The organism is Aliarcobacter skirrowii CCUG 10374 (assembly GCF_003544835.1).
Classification (GTDB): domain Bacteria; phylum Campylobacterota; class Campylobacteria; order Campylobacterales; family Arcobacteraceae; genus Aliarcobacter; species Aliarcobacter skirrowii.
Genome location: NZ_CP032099.1, coordinates 803,221 through 818,678, shown reverse-complemented (window position 1 = coordinate 818,678; position 15,458 = coordinate 803,221). Strand labels below are relative to the sequence as shown.

Here is a 15,458-nt window from a genome sequence, read left to right as displayed (position 1 = left end):
CTCCTTTTATCTATAATTTTTTTATCTTATTTTAAAACTATCATTAACAAAAATACCATCCTCTTTTAACTCAATTTTAAATAGATTATATTTTTTATCCTCTGTTTCTATAATAACTATTTCATTTCGTCTATTAACTCTTCCATCAATAATAGCTTCTTTAACAGACTCTTTATCAACTTTGATTTCAAAATATAGTTTTTCAAAAATATCATTTGCATTTGAAAAATTCATATTATTTAAATTTTCACTAACAATAATATCTCCATCTATTTTTAACTCTTTAAATATAGGTAAATTTTGAAAGATAAAATCTTTTGAATCTGCCTTTAGTTTAATATTACTTTTTGAATCAGATATAGCTTCTAAAAGTATTTGAGCTTTTTCAAAAAATCTTTGCATATCAATATTCATTGTTGCATAGGCATTTAAAAAATCTTTATACTCTTGAAAAGGGAAATTTTGTAAATCAAAATTTAAATCTATATTGTTAAGCTCTGTTTTTAACTCATCTTCGTAATAGTCTATTTTATTTAAATAAAATTTATCAAATGAGATATTAGTTTTATTATTTAATAAGTTTTGCAAAACTTTTGAAAAAGAAGAGATTTTTAATTTATCTATTTTAAAATCAAATTTATCTGCAAAAAAATTGATTTTTTCTATACTAAAATCAGATATCATCTCATCTTTACTACTCTCTTTATAGTTGCTTTCAATATTTTCTAATCTTATATTCACACCAGCTTTTGTTGTTGTCAATTCAAATAAATCAATATTCATATCACTTTTTGAGCCATTTACACCTTTTAGAATAAATTCAAAATCTTCATTTGAAAGATTTATATCTTTAAGTTTATAGTTTAAATCCTCATCAAGATTGATATGAATATCTCTATTTTTTAACATATCTATAAATAGTTGAACTTTCTGCTTTTGTCTTGATTTATCTAACTCTTGCATTAATATAGTTGATAATTTTGTTAAATATATATTTAAATCAAGATCTGAAGTCAATAAATAAAAGTTTAAATCATACTCATAAACCATACCTTCAAAAATCTGTGACATTAAATATTCATCAAATGATTCAAAAACTCTTTGTAAATTCTCTCGTTGCTCTTCATACTCTTGTAATAAAACAATATAATTTAAAGCCTCTTTTGGATTAGTAATCTTTACTTCTCCATCTGCTTTTATACTAAAAATAGAGAATCTCTCATTATAACTTACATCAAAACCACTAGCTCTTATCTCTTCTACTTTAGATTTAATCTCACTATTTACACTACTTTTAACTATAAAAGAGAAAGTAGCCAAAACAGCCAAAACAACAATCAATATTAACACTATTTTTTTCATTAATCTTATACCTTTTTTTAATTTAATTTGGTCGATATACTTTTATATTTGTATATCCTGCTTCATCTTTTAAATATTGTCCATGAAGTTGACTTAAAACACCTTTATCACAATATAAAAGATAGTTTCTGTTTTTATCCAAATTTTTAAACTCATTTTTCAATCTATAAAATGGTATTTTTAAAACTTCACAATCAAGTTTTATACTATTATCATCTTGTCTTATATCTATTACAATATCATTTTTTTCAACACTATTTACAACTTCTAAAGTACCAATATCACAAACATCATCTAAAACTTCAAATATTCTTTTAACTTTTGCATTTTTAATAGCTTCATCTAAAACAGTATAATCAAAATTTTGTGACTCTTTTTTAACTCTTTCAAAACTTCCAGATGTTACAGGGTGTTTTGATATTACACCACAATACTCAGGCATAGCTTCAGCAAACTTTTTTGTACCAATTTTTGTTGCAAGTTCTATAATATCAGGCTTTGACATAAATGCAAGTGGTCTTAAAATCAAAATATCACTAACATCATCAATTAAACTTAGATTTCTTAAAGTTTGACTAGATACTTGAGCAACACTCTCTCCTGTTAATAAAGCATCTATTTTTAAACTTTTTGCAACTTCTTGTGCAGCTTGAACCATAAGCCTTTTTAACATAACTCCCATATATGAAGGGCTTATATCTTTAAAAATTTGTCCAACAACATCTTCAAATGGTATTGTAATAAAATTTACACTATGAGAACTTGCATAATTATTCCATAAATACCAAGCAACTTGTTTAACTCCAATTTCATGAGCAACTCCACCAAGATTAAAAAATATATAGTGAGTTTTTACTCCTCTTTTTATTGATAAATATGAAGCAACTGTTGAATCAAATCCTCCTGACATTAAACTCAAAATTTCACCTTGAGTTCCTATTGGAAAACCACCCATTCCTTCATACTTTTTAGTAATTATATGAAGTTTATTATGCTCTAACTCAAGCTTTATTGTAACATCAGCATCTTTTAGCTTAACACCTTTTGTTTGATTGTTTGCCAACATATATCCACCAACTGTCTGCTCTATATGCATAGATTTAAAATTTTGTTGACCAACTCTTTTTGCTCTTACAACAAAAGTTTTATCTGTAATTGTATTTGCCATATGCTTGTTTACTTCAACTTTTATATCATCTAAACTATTCATATTTTCAATAGTAATTGCTTCTAAAACTTGCTGTATTCCAGATGTATTTAAAAGTTTTTGTTTTAACTCTTCACTAAACTCAATTGGTGTCTCTAGCTCTATTTTGTCAAAAAATTTTTTAATTTTTATATCTTTACTAATATGACTTGAAATACTTTGTAAATTTACATAAAGTTGTTGAATCATATGCCTTTTTGCAGTATCGCCTTTTATCATAATTTCTGTAAAATATTTGATAATAAATTTTTGTGTTTTTATATTTTGTTCTTCCATAATCTCTACCCATAAATTTTTAAGGTTTAATTATACCATTTTTTGAGATAATACAGGTTTCACATTAGAATAAGGTAAAGAATATGAAGATAGAAGATATTGATAATCTTGCAGATTTAGCCAAAGAGCTTAAGAATGATAGGAATAAAAATGTTTATAAAATCTTTGACGATTATGCACTAAAATTCAATCTTGATGCGGAAGAACTTGAGCAAGTTTTAGCAAAAGAGTATGACTGTTTTAAGTGTGATAGTTGTGAGAGATTTTATACTTATGATGAATACTCTTTTTTTGATGAAGAGTGTATTTACTGCTTTGATAGTCAAGCTGATGATGAAGATGAGTTTTAATCACAAAACTCAGCTTCTAACTCATCTTGAATAATCAGTGAATCAATTGCTCTTGATTTTACATTTAAAGGTTTTGCCTCTCCAAAACATTTAACAATAACTTTACCGTCACTAATCTCAAATAAGATCTCTCCAGCACCTTGAATAATAAAATCTCTAAAAATTCTATTAGCAACTCTTTTAAATCCAAACTTTTTAGGAAATATTATAAACTTTGTTGAAGTTACAATATATCTTGAATCGGTTTTAAATATCTCAAGAAGTTTTTGCTTAATAGCCTCATCTATTTTTCCATTTATTAAATCACACTTTAAATCTTCATGTAAAAGACAGATTTTATCTTCATTTATTTTCAAATAACCAAACTCATTTGGCTTTACTCTAACATTATAAAATTTTTTAAAAACTTCAACATGATCAAAAGAGTTTGAAAAAACTATCAAACTCTTATTAGTTCTTGCAAATTTCGAGAAATCTGAAATCATATAAACATTTCCTTATAAAATAATAAAACAAATACTAGCAACAATAGTAGGGAAAATTGCTCCTAAGAATAGATATCTAGGATCAACAGCACCATCTTCAAAATGGTTTTTTAATATTGCAACACCAGCTGGATTTGGTGCATTTGCAATAACTGTTAAACCACCACCTGTAACAGCTCCTGCAACTAAATAGTATTTAAACTCATCACTTAAACCATCAATTAATGAACCTAAATATGTAATTGCTGCATTATCAGTAAATGCTCCAAGACCAATAGCTCCAAAAAATGCTTGAGCATTTGTTAAGCTTTGAATTATATCTTTTAGCCACCAAGCTTGTTGACCGCCTAAAATCACAAGTCCACCTAGGAAAAATGCAACCAATAATCCCTCTCTTAGCATCAATCTATCTTGATATTGTTGATAGGCATAAGTTACACCTAAAAATAGTAAAAATAGACTCATAAAAAATGGTGGATAATGCCCAAAATAAACCACTAAAGCCAAAAATAAAAAGTGAATTAAAACTATAACAAATGGTATTTTTTCTCTATCACTAACTGTTGTTCGTATATTTATAGCAGATAACTCTTTAAAGAAAAATAGCATAATAATACTAGTATTTAAAAATATTGCAATAGCAGCTTTCCAACCAAAAGTTATAAGCATAAAATAGCTACTCCAATCCCAAGTTTGAGCAACCATCAATATTGGTGGTGCAGCAAAGTTTGTTAATGTTCCACCAATTGAAACATTTACAAATAAAGCTCCCAAAGTCATATATTTTAGTTTATTTGAAATACCTTGAGAAAATAGTTTATCACTTAAAATTAAAGCTGCAAGGGTCATAGCAGCAGGTTCTGTGATAAATGAACCAAACAAAGGAACAATACACATAACTACAAAGTAAAATCCTGTTGCACCTTTTCTTGGCAAAATATTCGACAATCTCTTAACAACTGCTATTACAGTGTGTAATATTGGTCTTGTTGCTGCAATAACCATAATCACAAAAACGAACATTGGTTCAACAAAGTTTCTATTATTTACATAATCCATAGTTTCTGCTTTTCCAAGAAAAACAAACATAAAAATTACTAAAATCATAGCCCAAATTCCAAAAACAACCTCTATTTCACCCAAAAGGTGGAAAAGTCCAGAGTGTTTTTCGCTTCTATTTGCTAAATTTTCAAAATATTTAACTGAGAATATATGAATAATTGCAATTGCAAATATAACTGCAGCAATTATCTGCAAGGTAGTAGGTGGCATATTTCTTTCCTAAAATATAAATTTGACCGATTTTATTTAAAATTTATTAATAGTTTTTAAACGAAATTAAAAAATCAAAATATTTTAACATCTCTTGATAGTTTTTTTTCTAAAATTTCAAAATCTTTTTCTGAAATATCTATATTTACTTTAACCTCTTTTTCAAACTCTTTTGAAGATATCTCTATATTTTGCTCTTTTAAAATATACTCAAGTTGTGATAAATATGAGTATTCACACTCCAAAGTAAAACTTTTTGTTTTTTTATACTCAAAAAACTCTGCAATTTTTATAACTTCATTTAAAGAGCCACCATAAGCTCGAACTAATCCACCAGTTCCCAGTTTTATTCCGCCAAAATATCGAACTATTATTGCTGCGCTATTTATAATACCAGCACCACTTAAAACAGCCAAAGTTGGCTTTCCGCTTGTTCCTCGTGGTTCTCCATCATCACTACTATTTTCAACAATTTGTTCAAACTCATTTAAATATCTATAAGCATATACAAAATGAACAGCCTTTGGATGCTCACTTCTTAATCTTTGCATTATTTTATCAAAATCTTTATATGGAACTAAAAAAGCTAAAAATTTTGATTTTTTCTCTTCTAGTGTTGCTGTAAACTCTTTTTGTACAAATTTCATTTAGTTCTTTTTTAATAACTCTTCTATAATATTTTTTAACTCTGGTAAGTTGTGTCTAATCACATCCTCAATTATATTATCATCTGTACTATCGTAATCGTGTGCTATATAGTTTCTTACAGCACTAATTCCTTTTAAATCTTTACTTGAAAAACAGTCTAAAATTTTAAACTCATTTTCATCTTTTAATTTTGAAAACTGTTCAGCTATTCTTACAAGGTTCATTCTTATTGCTGGTTTTAAAACTCTATCTTCTACTGCTTGAGTAATTTTTAGACTACTATTATCCATAATAAACTCTATATCACAAATTATCTCTAAGACTTTTTGTAATCTAAACTTTACTTTAGACATAGATTATTCCTTGTAAAATTTTTTTATTTTTATCTGGAACAAAATCTATATTTTTTCTAAATATCTTTTTAAGTTCATCTTTCATCTCTTCTATTCTTAAAAGTTTTGAAAAACCATCAACATATTTTTGTGAAAATTTATTATAATCAAGTCTATATGCAATATCTATATCACTAAACTCATTTTGAGTATCTTTTGCATAACTTCCAAAAAGTCCTAAAATCTCTAAACCCTCTTTCTCATAAAGTGGTTTTATCTCTTTTAATTTATGTAAAATCTCTTCTTTTTTCATACTAAACTCTTTTTGTAAAAATTTTATTTGTAGATTTTATAATATTTGGTATAAATTTTGACTTTTTAGAGTTTATTTACTTTAAGGTAATATTGTTATAATTTTTCAAAATTTTATATTAAATGTTTAGATTAAAAGGTCTTTTTATGGAAATTTCAAATAATACAAATTCAATTTTAAATTCAAATCCAAATACAAAAAGTTCAGTAAGTGAAGAACAAAAAGATAGATTTGATATTTTTTTAGAAAATCAAGAGAAAGATAAAGCTGAAAAAAAAGAGAGAAGTGAACTTTTAGGTGACTTAGAGTTTGTTTCTAAAACTGGATTTACAAAAGAAGAGTTAGAGAGAATTAAAGAGATTTTAGAAGAGTTACAAAAACAAAGAGCCGAATCAGGACAAGCACCTCTTAGCCCTGAAGAGTATATTCAAGCTTTAAAACAAGATTTACAAACTGCTATTTATGAAGTTACAGGTAAAAAAGTAGATTTAGATAATGAAACTATTCAAAATATAATGAATTTACAAAAAAGTGGTGGTAATGAAACTTTTGTAAAACCTACAACAGACGAAGAGCTAAGACTTGTAGATGAATTTAAAAAAGCATCTAAATAAGATATTTAGATATATATGAGATTAGATTTATACTTAAGCAAACACTTTGATATTCAAAGTAGAAATAAAGCACTTGAACTAATTCTTTCAAATAAAGTAAAAATTGATGGCAAAATTGTATCAAAAGCCTCATTTTTAGTTGATGAAAAGATGAAAATAGAGCTTCTTGAAGAGGATTTTTATGTAAGTAGAGCTGCTTATAAACTAAAATATTTTTTAGATGAGCTAAAAAATAAAAGTAAGATTAACTTAAAAGATAAAATAGCTCTTGATATTGGAAGTAGCACAGGTGGTTTTACACAAATTTTACTAGAATTTGATATTCAAAAAGTAGTTTGTGTAGATGTTGGAACTAATCAACTTCATGAAAAGATTAAAAAAGATAAAAAAATAGAGTTTTTTGAAAACTGCGATATTAGAGATTTTAAAAGTGATATTAGCTTTGATATTGTAACTTGTGATGTATCTTTTATCTCTATTTTAAAGATTATTGAATCAATAAACTCTTTAGATTTTAAAAATATAATTATACTTTTTAAACCACAATTTGAAGTAGGAACTGGTGTCAAAAGAGATAAAAAAGGTGTAGTAAAAGATAAAAATGCGATTTTAAAAGCTAAAGAAAACTTCTTAAGCAAAGCATTTTCTTTGAATTGGAAATTAAATTATAACAGCATTAGTAAGCTTGTAGGAAAAGATGGAAATGAAGAAGAGTTCTTCTATTTTAGTAAATAGTAATATAGACAAAAACAGTATAGATTCAATTGCAATTGGTGGATTTGATGGTATGCATATTGCTCATCAAGAGTTATTTAAAAACTTAAATCCCAATGGTGCTATTATTAGCATAGAAACAGGATATGCAAATTTAACACCCAAAAAAAATAGACAAGAGTACACAAAGTATCCTATTTTTTATTATGATTTAGAAGATATAAAAGCACTTGATGGGGTTGAATTTATAAAAATGCTTCAAAATGATTTTAAAAACTTAAAAAAAATTGTTGTTGGTTTTGATTTTGGTTTTGGTAAAAATAGAGCTTACAAAGCAGATGATTTAAATAGTTTATTTGATGGAGAAGTTGTTGTAGTACCTGAGATAAAGCTAAATAACTCTTCTGTTCACTCAAGAGTCATAAGAGAGTTTATAAAAGAGGCAAAAATAAAAGAGGCAAATGATTTTTTAGGAAAAGAGTATAAAATTTGTGGAACTGTTATAAAAGGTCAAGGATTAGGAAAAGATGAGTTTGTTCCAACAATTAATATAGAAGTAAATGATTTTTTGCTTCCTAAAAGTGGTGTTTATGTTACAAAAACTATAGTTGATAAAATTGAATATAACTCTATTACTTTTTTAGGGCATAGAGTTACAACTGATAATAGTTTTGCCGTTGAAACTCATATTTTAGATAAAAATATAGATGTAAAAAATGAGAATATTGAAATAAAGTTTATTGATTTTATAAGAGATAATCAAAAATTCAATAGTTTTTTGGATTTAAAAAATGCTATATTAAATGATATTTTAATTGCAAGAAATTATTTTATTAATATTTAGGTAAAATGTCCAAATGATTGATAAAGTATTTAATAAAACAATTTCAAAACAGTTTGAGTTTGATGAAGAGGTAGCAAGTGTATTTGATGATATGCTTGATAGATCAGTTCCATTTTATAAGCAGATGCAAAAACTATCTATAACTTTTGCAAACAATTTTTTAAAAGATGATTCAAATGTTTATGATTTGGGCTGTTCAACAGCATCAACTTTGATTGAATTAAAAAAAAGTAGTAAATATAGGATTAATTTAATAGGAATAGATAACTCAACTGCAATGCTAGAACATGCAAGTAAAAAAGCAAAAGCTTTTGGAGTTGATATAAAACTTATAAATGATGATATTTTTAATGTAGAATTAAAAGATGCAAGAGTTGTTTTTTCAAACTACACTTTACAATTTATAAGACCAATAAATAGAGAAAAACTTGTAAAAAAGATTTATGATAGTTTAGAAGATGGTGGAGTTTTTATTTTCAGTGAAAAATTAGTATCATCAAATAGCTTTTTAAATAAACAGCTAATTGATGAGTATTATAGTTTCAAAAAAAATCAAGGATATAGTGAATTTGAGATAGCTCAAAAAAGAGAGGCTTTGGAAAATGTGCTTATTCCTTATACTGAAGATGAGAATAAGAAGATGATAAAAGATGCTGGATTTAAAGATTGTGAAACACTTTTTAGATGGTTAAATTTTGCAACTTTTATAGCAATTAAATAGTAAGGCTTTATTCTTAAAGCCCTTTAGAGTTTGCTTCTTTTAAAAGAAGTTAAATAATAACGGTTCCCTTTCAAATTAGGGAACCAATTTGAAAGGAGAATATATGTTAAAAGTAGGCAACAAAGCACCAGCTTTTTGTGCTTTTAATCAAGATGATACAGAGATTTGTCTAAGAGATATTGTTGGAAATTGGATAGTTTTATACTTTTATCCAAAAGATATGACACCTGGATGCACAACACAAGCTTGTGATTTTACTGCAAACTTATATAAATTTGACAATCTAAAAGCAACAGTTATTGGTGTAAGCCCAGATGATAGTGCAAAACATAGAAAATTTATAGAAAAGTATGATTTAGCAATTACTTTATTAGCTGATGAAGATAAAAAAATGGCTCAAGACTATGGTGTTTGGCAACTAAAGAAATTTATGGGAAAAGAGTTTATGGGAGTTGTAAGAACTACATTTATAATTAATCCAAAAGGAGAAATTGCAGCTATTTGGGATAAAGTAAGTGTAAGAGCCAAAAAAAGCATTAAAGGTGAAAAAATAGAGATTTTACATGTGCATGAGGTAGAGAAAAAATTAGAAGAGTTACAAAATGAGTTTAAATAATTTTTTAAAAAAATATTTTCTATTTGCTTTTTTAATTATCTCTTTTCAAAGCTCATTTGCAAATGAGTTTGAAGAAAAAAGTACAACTTTAAAAGATATTTTTAACAAAAAAAATTCAACTATTGCAATTGGAAATTTAAAATTAGGTCAAACTGGAGTTGTAGTTCACAAATATAGTGATGATTTGCAAATTATTGTATCTAATGCAAAAGTTGTGATTTCTGATGAAAATTTTAGTGTAATTGAATTTTTTAAATTTGAAGATTTAAAACAAGATGCAATAGCTACAACAAAAAAAGAGCCTCAAGTAGGCGATGAGTTTATTTTAAACTTTATGTACAAAAACTCTCTTTTGATTGCTCCAAATTTTGAGAGTTTTAATCAAATTACAAAAGATTTTTCAAGTCATAGATTTATACACCCTGATATTTTTGCTGCAAAATTAAAGTATGAAAACTCTTTATATCCAACAAAAAAAGAGATTCAAGATTTTGCAATTGAACAAAATTTGGGAACTATTTTTTTCTTAGTTGAAAATAGTTTATATATAGTTGATAGTAAAACATTTTCAATTTTAAAAAAAATAAATTTTGAAACAAATAAAGAGTTAGAGAAAAAACTTCCATTTTTTACAAGAGTTGAAGATATAAGAGAATCTCTTATAAACTTCAATATAAAAAATTGGTTTAAAGAAAAAGAGAGTTATGATTCACACTATAAAAAGATTTTAGGATTATAAGATGATAGATAAAAAACATTTAGATTTTATTGCTTCTATTGTAGGAGATGAGAATATCAAAACTGATAAAGCTCATCTAATAGCTTTTTGCTACGATGCTACAAGAAGCCGTTTTGAGCCAGATGCTGTTGTTTTTCCACGACATGAACAAGATGTAAGTGATATTTTAAAATATTGTAATGAACACAAAATTGTAATTGTACCAAGAGGTGCTGGAAGTGGATTTACAGGTGGTGCATTACCTTCAAATGGAGGAATTATTCTATCACTTGAAAGACATATGAATAAGATACTTGAAATTGATATGCAAAATATGGTTGGAGTTGTTCAACCAGGAGTTATAAATATGCAGTTTCAAAAAACAGTTGAAGAGGTAGGACTTTTTTATCCACCAGATCCAGCAAGTGAGGAGTACTCAACTCTTGGTGGAAATGTAAGTGAAAATGCAGGTGGAATGAGAGCTGCTAAATATGGTATTACAAAAGATTATGTGATGGCTTTAAGAGCAGTTCTTCCAAATGGTGATATTATCGTAGCTGGTAAAAAAACTATTAAAGATGTTGCTGGTTATAATGTTGCTGGTATTTTAATAGCTAGCGAAGGAACTTTGGCGGTTATTACTGAAATTACTTTAAAACTTATCCCAAAACCAAAATTCAAAAAAACTTACATGGGAGTTTTTCCAAGTGTAAATAGTGCTATGACAGCTGTATTTAAATCACTTGCAAGTGGTGCAAATCCTGTTGCAATGGAGTTTTTAGACTCACTTGTAATAAAAGCACTAAAGCAAAAGTTTCCTCAAATTTCATTGCCAGAAAATGCTGGTGGAATTTTAATTGGAGATGTAGATGCTTCTAGTGAAGCTGAAATAGAAGATCAGCTAAATATTTTAAAAGAGTCATTTAAAGAGAATGGCTCAATTGATTTTATAGTTGCTCAAAATGAAGAAGAGAGCAAAAAACTATGGTTTGCAAGACGAAATGCAAGTCCAGCAACTATGGTTTATGGAACAAAAAAATTAAATGAAGATATAAGCGTTCCAAGAAGTAAGCTTCCAGAGGCTTTAGATGAGATTTATAAAATTGGTGAAAAATATGGTTTCCAAGTTCCTTGTTTTGGACATGCTGGAGATGGAAATATTCACGTAAATGTTATGGTAAAAGATAAAACAAATGAAAAAGAGATGGCTGATGGTCACAAAGCTATTGAAGAGATTTTCCAACTAGTTGTAGATATGGGTGGAACTTTAAGTGGTGAACACGGTATTGGATTATCAAAAGCACCATTTATGGATATTGCATTTAGTGAAGCTGAGATGAATCTATTTAGAAATATCAAAAAAGCTTTTGATCCAAACAATATTTTAAATCCATTTAAAATGGGACTATAGTTTGAAAAAAAGTAAAAAACCTATTCTAAAACAGATTATTGATGGTATTGATTCATTTTTCAATGACGATACCACTTATTTTGCTGCTAGTCTTAGTTTTTTTACCATATTTTCAATACTTCCAATAATTGCTCTTGCAATTGCAATAATTTCAAAATTTCCAGAGTTTCATGCTTATTTAGATATTTTTACAAATTTTTTACTCAATTTTTTAAATCCAACGCACTCTAGTGAAATTATTACCACTTTAAAAAACTATATATCAAACTCTGACAAGCTAGGACTTTTGGGAATATTTTATATGCTTTTTGTATATATTATGTTTTTCAAAGATTATGACTATATTGTAAATAAAATTCATAAAACAAAAAGAAGAGCTATATATAAATCATTTTTTATATACACAATATTTTTCTTAGTTTTTCCAACTATTTTTGTAGCTTTAAATATTTTATTAACTTTTTATGACAATAGTTTCTTAAAACAGATTCAACTATTTTTGTTTACTTGGTTTATATTTTTTGCTCTATTTAAAGTAAGTGTAAATAAAAAAGTATCTATTAAAGCTGCTTTTATATCATCATTTGTAACTTTAGCAACTTTAAGTATTACAAAAAATCTATTTGTATATTATGTAATTTATAATAAAACTTACACAACTATTTATGGTTCACTTGCTACTTTATTATTTACATTTTTTTGGATATATATCTCTTGGATTATATACTTATATGGTGTTAAAATGTGTCATAGATTAAATACTTTTATGAAATAAATTCATATAGTTTATCTCTAAATATCAACTCCATCTCATTGTAATTATCTTTAAAATTGTTTACAACTTGATTGCAACTGCTACAAAGTAAAATTATATTTTCAATATTATAACCACCACCATCTTCTATCTCTTTTACAAAGCAAAAAGATGCTTGACTTAATCTTTCCATAACAGTTCCACAACGATTGCAAGTTGATTTATCTCTATAAAAAACCAACTCTTTTCTTCTTATAAAATCATTTGGAACTTTTTTATTAGGTGTTGAGTTTAAACCATACCCTTCCCAAGTAAGTTCTCTTTTTACACTATTTTGTGTTATTTTTTTGTAATCAAACTCAATAAACTGTTTGATTAAAGATTCAATCAAAAAGCTCTTTTGAAGATCTAAATTAAACTCTTTTTTTAATCTATTTTTATTTGAGAAATCAAATAGTATTTTTGGATAGTAATTTTCTAAATAGTTTTTTAAAAGATTTACAAAAATCTCATATTTTTCTAAATCATCACTTTTAGAAAATAGAGATTTTATTTTTTTTATCATTTTGGCTCTTTAAGCCTTTTTATATCTGCACCTATATCTCTTAGCTTTCCTTCAAGATTTTCATAACCTCTATCAAGATGATAAATTCTATGAATATTTGTCTCTCCTTGAGCAACAAGTGCTGCTAGAACTAAGGCTGAAGATGCTCTTAAATCTGTTGCCATAACATCTGTTCCACTTAAAGAATCTTTTTTTCCATTAATAGTTGCTATATTTCCATTTAACTGAATATCTGCACCCATTCTAAGTAGTTCACTAACATGCATAAATCTATTTTCAAAAAGTCTCTCATCTATTGTGCTAGTCCCTTCAGCTTGAGTTGCTAGTGCCATAAACTGAGCTTGCATATCTGTTGGAAATCCTGGATACTCTGTTGTTATAATATTTACTGGTTTTATCTTTGATGTTGGAAATATTGTAAGTTCGTTCTCTTTTATCTCTATTTCAAAATTCATCTCTTCAAGCTTTGAAATAACAGCTTCAAGATGAGCTGGAAAAATATTTTTAATTGTTAGTTTCTGATTTGTAATAGCAGCAACACACATATAAGTTCCAGCTTCTATTCTATCAGGAATTACGCTAAATGGTTTTATATCAAGAAGTTTTCCGCCTGTTCCTTCTATTGTAATTTTAGAAGTTCCAATTCCATCTATTTTTACTCCAGCACTTGCTATTACTTCACATAATTGAACAATCTCTGGCTCTTTTGCTGCGTTTATTATAGTTGTAACTCCAGAAGCTAAAGCAGCTGCCATAACTGTATTTTCAGTTCCACCAACTGTAACTTTATCAAAAACTATTTTTGCACCTTTTAATCCATTTGGTGCAGTTGCTTTTATATATCCTTGAAGTATTTCAATTTTTGCTCCCATAGCTTCCATAGCTTTTAAGTGTAAATCAACGGGTCTTTGACCTATTGCACAACCACCTGGAAGTGAAACTTCACAATGCCCAAATCTAGCCAATAGTGGACCTAAAACCAAAATAGAAGCTCTCATAGTTTTTACAATATCATAAGTTGCAGTTGTATTTGTAATAGTGCTTGTATCTATAACTGCCCTATTTTTATCTTGAGTAAAACTTCCACCTAGCATTTTTATTAACTTCAAAAAAGTATTTATATCAGCTACATTTGGAAGATTGTCTATGATAGTTTCATTTTTTGCCAAAATTGTAGCTGCTATTAGAGGAAGAGCAGCATTTTTTGCTCCTGAAATAGAGATATCTCCACTTAATTTTTTGTTTCCAACAATTTTTAAATAATCCATAAATTTCCTAAATAATGTTTAAAATGGCAAAGATTTTATCTAAATCTTGCTTTAACCCAAATTTTGTAATACTTCGCCTTTAAAAGGATATTAGTTTGGAAGAAAATGTAAATAAAGCTATAAAATATATGATTTTGGCCTCTTTTTTATTTGCACTTATGGGAATTATGGCAAAAGAGCTAAGCGATAATCTATCTACAATACAGATTGTATTTTTTAGAAATGTTTTTGGAGTTTTTATAATACTTTATTCAATTTATAAATCTCCACTAAAACAGATTGGTGGAAAGTTTTGGTTACTTATTTTTAGAGGAGTTGCTGGGTTTTTGGCACTACTATTTTTCTTTTATAATATTGCAAATATACCTTTGGGTGAAGCTATGACTTTTTCTAAAACTTCTACAATATTTACAGCACTTTTGGCATATTTTTTCCTAAAAGAGCAGATTGGACTTAAAGGTTGGATTGGTGTATTTATTGGATTTATTGGGATTTTATTTATTGCCGAGTTTGATGGAAGTAGCTTAGAAAAAACAGATTATTTAGGAATTTTATCAGGTGTTGGAGCAGCACTTGCATATACTTCAATACGAGAACTTAGAAGATTTTATGATGGAAGAGCCATAGTTCTATCTTTTATGGCAGTTGGTACAATTTTACCTTTGATTTTTATGATAATAAGTGAATTTTATACAAACTCAAAATTGGATTTTATGCTTGGAACTTTTGTAATGCCACAATCAAAAGATTGGATTTTTATATTTTTTCTTGCTATTTTTTCAACTTATGCACAAATATATATGACAAAATCATACTCTCTTGCTAAAGCTGGAATTGTAAGCACGGTTTCTTATAGTAATATAGCCTTCTCAATCGTTTTGGGGCTTTTTGTAGGAGATGCTTTTCCATCTTTTATAGTATTTTTAGGTATAATATTAATCGTTCTTAGTGGATTTTTAGTAAGTAAAAAATAATAAATAAGATTTAA

At 27.0% G+C, this 15,458-nt stretch carries 19 protein-coding genes; 10 read left to right on the top strand and 9 right to left on the bottom strand.

The features are described 5' to 3' along the window. Positions 1-21: 21 nt before the first annotated feature. Together ASKIR_RS04335 and thiI are read right to left on the bottom strand one after the other, a co-directional pair. Positions 22-1,362 carry a YdgA family protein gene (locus ASKIR_RS04335; protein ID WP_115588571.1) on the bottom strand — a complete coding sequence of 447 codons (1,341 nt, stop codon included), beginning with the start codon at positions 1,360-1,362 and terminating at the stop codon, positions 22-24. Between the two features lie 22 nt (positions 1,363-1,384). Further along, complete coding sequence (thiI, locus tag ASKIR_RS04330) at positions 1,385-2,845, bottom strand: tRNA uracil 4-sulfurtransferase ThiI (RefSeq protein WP_066407809.1); 1,461 nt, start codon at positions 2,843-2,845, stop codon at positions 1,385-1,387. 83 nt (positions 2,846-2,928) lie between these two features. On the opposite strand from thiI, the gene ASKIR_RS04325 reads away from it, so the two are divergent. Next, positions 2,929-3,195: a hypothetical protein gene (locus ASKIR_RS04325; RefSeq protein WP_066350206.1), complete on the top strand. Its 267-nt coding sequence runs from the start codon at positions 2,929-2,931 to the stop codon at positions 3,193-3,195. On the opposite strand, the gene ASKIR_RS04320 is transcribed toward ASKIR_RS04325, so the two are convergent. The 5 genes from ASKIR_RS04320 to ASKIR_RS04300 form a co-directional block, all read right to left on the bottom strand. Beyond that, positions 3,192-3,680, bottom strand: coding sequence for a hypothetical protein (locus tag ASKIR_RS04320; RefSeq protein WP_066350207.1), 489 nt, complete (start codon positions 3,678-3,680; stop codon positions 3,192-3,194). The two genes, ASKIR_RS04325 and ASKIR_RS04320, sit on opposite strands and share 4 nt — an antisense overlap. 12 nt (positions 3,681-3,692) lie before the next feature. After that, positions 3,693-4,952 (bottom strand): putative Na+/H+ antiporter, encoded by a 1,260-nt coding sequence (locus ASKIR_RS04315; protein ID WP_066350208.1) that lies wholly within the window; start codon positions 4,950-4,952, stop codon positions 3,693-3,695. Between the two features lie 74 nt (positions 4,953-5,026). Next, the gene (locus ASKIR_RS04310; RefSeq protein WP_066350209.1) at positions 5,027-5,599 is read right to left on the bottom strand and encodes a YigZ family protein; all 573 of its coding nucleotides are present in this window, start codon (positions 5,597-5,599) and stop codon (positions 5,027-5,029) included. Then, positions 5,600-5,953: a HepT-like ribonuclease domain-containing protein gene (locus tag ASKIR_RS04305; protein ID WP_066350211.1), complete on the bottom strand. Its 354-nt coding sequence runs from the start codon at positions 5,951-5,953 to the stop codon at positions 5,600-5,602. Further along, on the bottom strand, positions 5,946-6,245 hold the full coding sequence (locus ASKIR_RS04300) for a nucleotidyltransferase family protein (protein ID WP_066350213.1): 300 nt from the start codon (positions 6,243-6,245) through the stop codon (positions 5,946-5,948). The genes ASKIR_RS04305 and ASKIR_RS04300 overlap by 8 nt, the downstream gene beginning before the upstream one ends. A gap of 146 nt (positions 6,246-6,391) precedes the next feature. Here ASKIR_RS04300 and ASKIR_RS04295 point away from each other — a divergent pair, with 146 nt between their 5' ends. The 8 genes from ASKIR_RS04295 to ASKIR_RS04260 all read left to right on the top strand — a co-directional run bounded on the left by ASKIR_RS04295 (position 6,392) and on the right by ASKIR_RS04260 (position 12,658). Further along, on the top strand, positions 6,392-6,859 hold the full coding sequence (locus tag ASKIR_RS04295) for a hypothetical protein (protein WP_128994506.1): 468 nt from the start codon (positions 6,392-6,394) through the stop codon (positions 6,857-6,859). Between the two features lie 15 nt (positions 6,860-6,874). Then, on the top strand, positions 6,875-7,594 hold the full coding sequence (gene tlyA / locus ASKIR_RS04290) for a 23S rRNA (cytidine-2'-O)-methyltransferase TlyA (RefSeq protein ID WP_066350215.1): 720 nt from the start codon (positions 6,875-6,877) through the stop codon (positions 7,592-7,594). Continuing rightward, positions 7,563-8,417 (top strand): bifunctional riboflavin kinase/FAD synthetase, encoded by an 855-nt coding sequence (locus tag ASKIR_RS04285; protein WP_066350217.1) that lies wholly within the window; start codon positions 7,563-7,565, stop codon positions 8,415-8,417. The genes tlyA and ASKIR_RS04285 overlap by 32 nt, the downstream gene beginning before the upstream one ends. A 13-nt stretch (positions 8,418-8,430) precedes the next feature. Further along, positions 8,431-9,138 carry a carboxy-S-adenosyl-L-methionine synthase CmoA gene (gene cmoA, locus ASKIR_RS04280; RefSeq protein WP_066350218.1) on the top strand — a complete coding sequence of 236 codons (708 nt, stop codon included), beginning with the start codon at positions 8,431-8,433 and terminating at the stop codon, positions 9,136-9,138. 103 nt (positions 9,139-9,241) lie between these two features. After that, positions 9,242-9,754 (top strand): thioredoxin-dependent thiol peroxidase, encoded by a 513-nt coding sequence (gene bcp / locus ASKIR_RS04275; RefSeq protein ID WP_066350220.1) that lies wholly within the window; start codon positions 9,242-9,244, stop codon positions 9,752-9,754. After that, positions 9,741-10,493 carry a plasminogen-binding N-terminal domain-containing protein gene (locus ASKIR_RS04270; RefSeq protein WP_066350221.1) on the top strand — a complete coding sequence of 251 codons (753 nt, stop codon included), beginning with the start codon at positions 9,741-9,743 and terminating at the stop codon, positions 10,491-10,493. Before bcp ends, ASKIR_RS04270 begins: the two co-directional genes overlap by 14 nt. Before the next feature lies 1 nt (position 10,494). After that, positions 10,495-11,883, top strand: a complete 1,389-nt coding sequence (locus ASKIR_RS04265; protein WP_115588570.1) for an FAD-binding oxidoreductase — start codon at positions 10,495-10,497, stop codon at positions 11,881-11,883. Between the two features lies 1 nt (position 11,884). Continuing rightward, positions 11,885-12,658 carry a YihY/virulence factor BrkB family protein gene (locus tag ASKIR_RS04260; RefSeq protein WP_115588569.1) on the top strand — a complete coding sequence of 258 codons (774 nt, stop codon included), beginning with the start codon at positions 11,885-11,887 and terminating at the stop codon, positions 12,656-12,658. Here the strand turns inward: ASKIR_RS04260 and ASKIR_RS04255 are convergent. Beyond that, positions 12,648-13,202, bottom strand: coding sequence for an HNH endonuclease (locus ASKIR_RS04255; RefSeq protein ID WP_115588568.1), 555 nt, complete (start codon positions 13,200-13,202; stop codon positions 12,648-12,650). The genes ASKIR_RS04260 and ASKIR_RS04255 overlap by 11 nt on opposite strands. Continuing rightward, positions 13,199-14,470 carry a UDP-N-acetylglucosamine 1-carboxyvinyltransferase gene (gene murA / locus ASKIR_RS04250; protein WP_115588567.1) on the bottom strand — a complete coding sequence of 424 codons (1,272 nt, stop codon included), beginning with the start codon at positions 14,468-14,470 and terminating at the stop codon, positions 13,199-13,201. Before murA ends, ASKIR_RS04255 begins: the two co-directional genes overlap by 4 nt. Before the next feature lie 95 nt (positions 14,471-14,565). Between murA and ASKIR_RS04245 the strand changes: the two genes are divergently transcribed. Beyond that, positions 14,566-15,444 carry a DMT family transporter gene (locus ASKIR_RS04245; protein WP_115588566.1) on the top strand — a complete coding sequence of 293 codons (879 nt, stop codon included), beginning with the start codon at positions 14,566-14,568 and terminating at the stop codon, positions 15,442-15,444. Positions 15,445-15,458 lie beyond the last annotated feature (14 nt).

Bases quoted from the DNA above. Each gene is read 5' to 3' on its own strand.
- ASKIR_RS04305 (WP_066350211.1), bottom strand. From the start codon at position 5,953: ATGTCTAAAGTAAAGTTTAGATTACAAAAAGTCTTAGAGATAATTTGT.
- bcp (WP_066350220.1), top strand. From the start codon at position 9,242: ATGTTAAAAGTAGGCAACAAAGCACCAGCTTTTTGTGCTTTTAATCAA.
- cmoA (WP_066350218.1), top strand. From the start codon at position 8,431: ATGATTGATAAAGTATTTAATAAAACAATTTCAAAACAGTTTGAGTTT.
- murA (WP_115588567.1), bottom strand. From the start codon at position 14,470: ATGGATTATTTAAAAATTGTTGGAAACAAAAAATTAAGTGGAGATATC.
- ASKIR_RS04310 (WP_066350209.1), bottom strand. From the start codon at position 5,599: ATGAAATTTGTACAAAAAGAGTTTACAGCAACACTAGAAGAGAAAAAA.
- ASKIR_RS04270 (WP_066350221.1), top strand. From the start codon at position 9,741: ATGAGTTTAAATAATTTTTTAAAAAAATATTTTCTATTTGCTTTTTTA.
- ASKIR_RS04335 (WP_115588571.1), bottom strand. From the start codon at position 1,362: ATGAAAAAAATAGTGTTAATATTGATTGTTGTTTTGGCTGTTTTGGCT.
- ASKIR_RS04295 (WP_128994506.1), top strand. From the start codon at position 6,392: ATGGAAATTTCAAATAATACAAATTCAATTTTAAATTCAAATCCAAAT.
- ASKIR_RS04325 (WP_066350206.1), top strand. From the start codon at position 2,929: ATGAAGATAGAAGATATTGATAATCTTGCAGATTTAGCCAAAGAGCTT.
- ASKIR_RS04265 (WP_115588570.1), top strand. From the start codon at position 10,495: ATGATAGATAAAAAACATTTAGATTTTATTGCTTCTATTGTAGGAGAT.
- ASKIR_RS04320 (WP_066350207.1), bottom strand. From the start codon at position 3,680: ATGATTTCAGATTTCTCGAAATTTGCAAGAACTAATAAGAGTTTGATA.
- ASKIR_RS04315 (WP_066350208.1), bottom strand. From the start codon at position 4,952: ATGCCACCTACTACCTTGCAGATAATTGCTGCAGTTATATTTGCAATT.
- tlyA (WP_066350215.1), top strand. From the start codon at position 6,875: ATGAGATTAGATTTATACTTAAGCAAACACTTTGATATTCAAAGTAGA.
- thiI (WP_066407809.1), bottom strand. From the start codon at position 2,845: ATGGAAGAACAAAATATAAAAACACAAAAATTTATTATCAAATATTTT.
- ASKIR_RS04255 (WP_115588568.1), bottom strand. From the start codon at position 13,202: ATGATAAAAAAAATAAAATCTCTATTTTCTAAAAGTGATGATTTAGAA.
- ASKIR_RS04300 (WP_066350213.1), bottom strand. From the start codon at position 6,245: ATGAAAAAAGAAGAGATTTTACATAAATTAAAAGAGATAAAACCACTT.
- ASKIR_RS04285 (WP_066350217.1), top strand. From the start codon at position 7,563: ATGAAGAAGAGTTCTTCTATTTTAGTAAATAGTAATATAGACAAAAAC.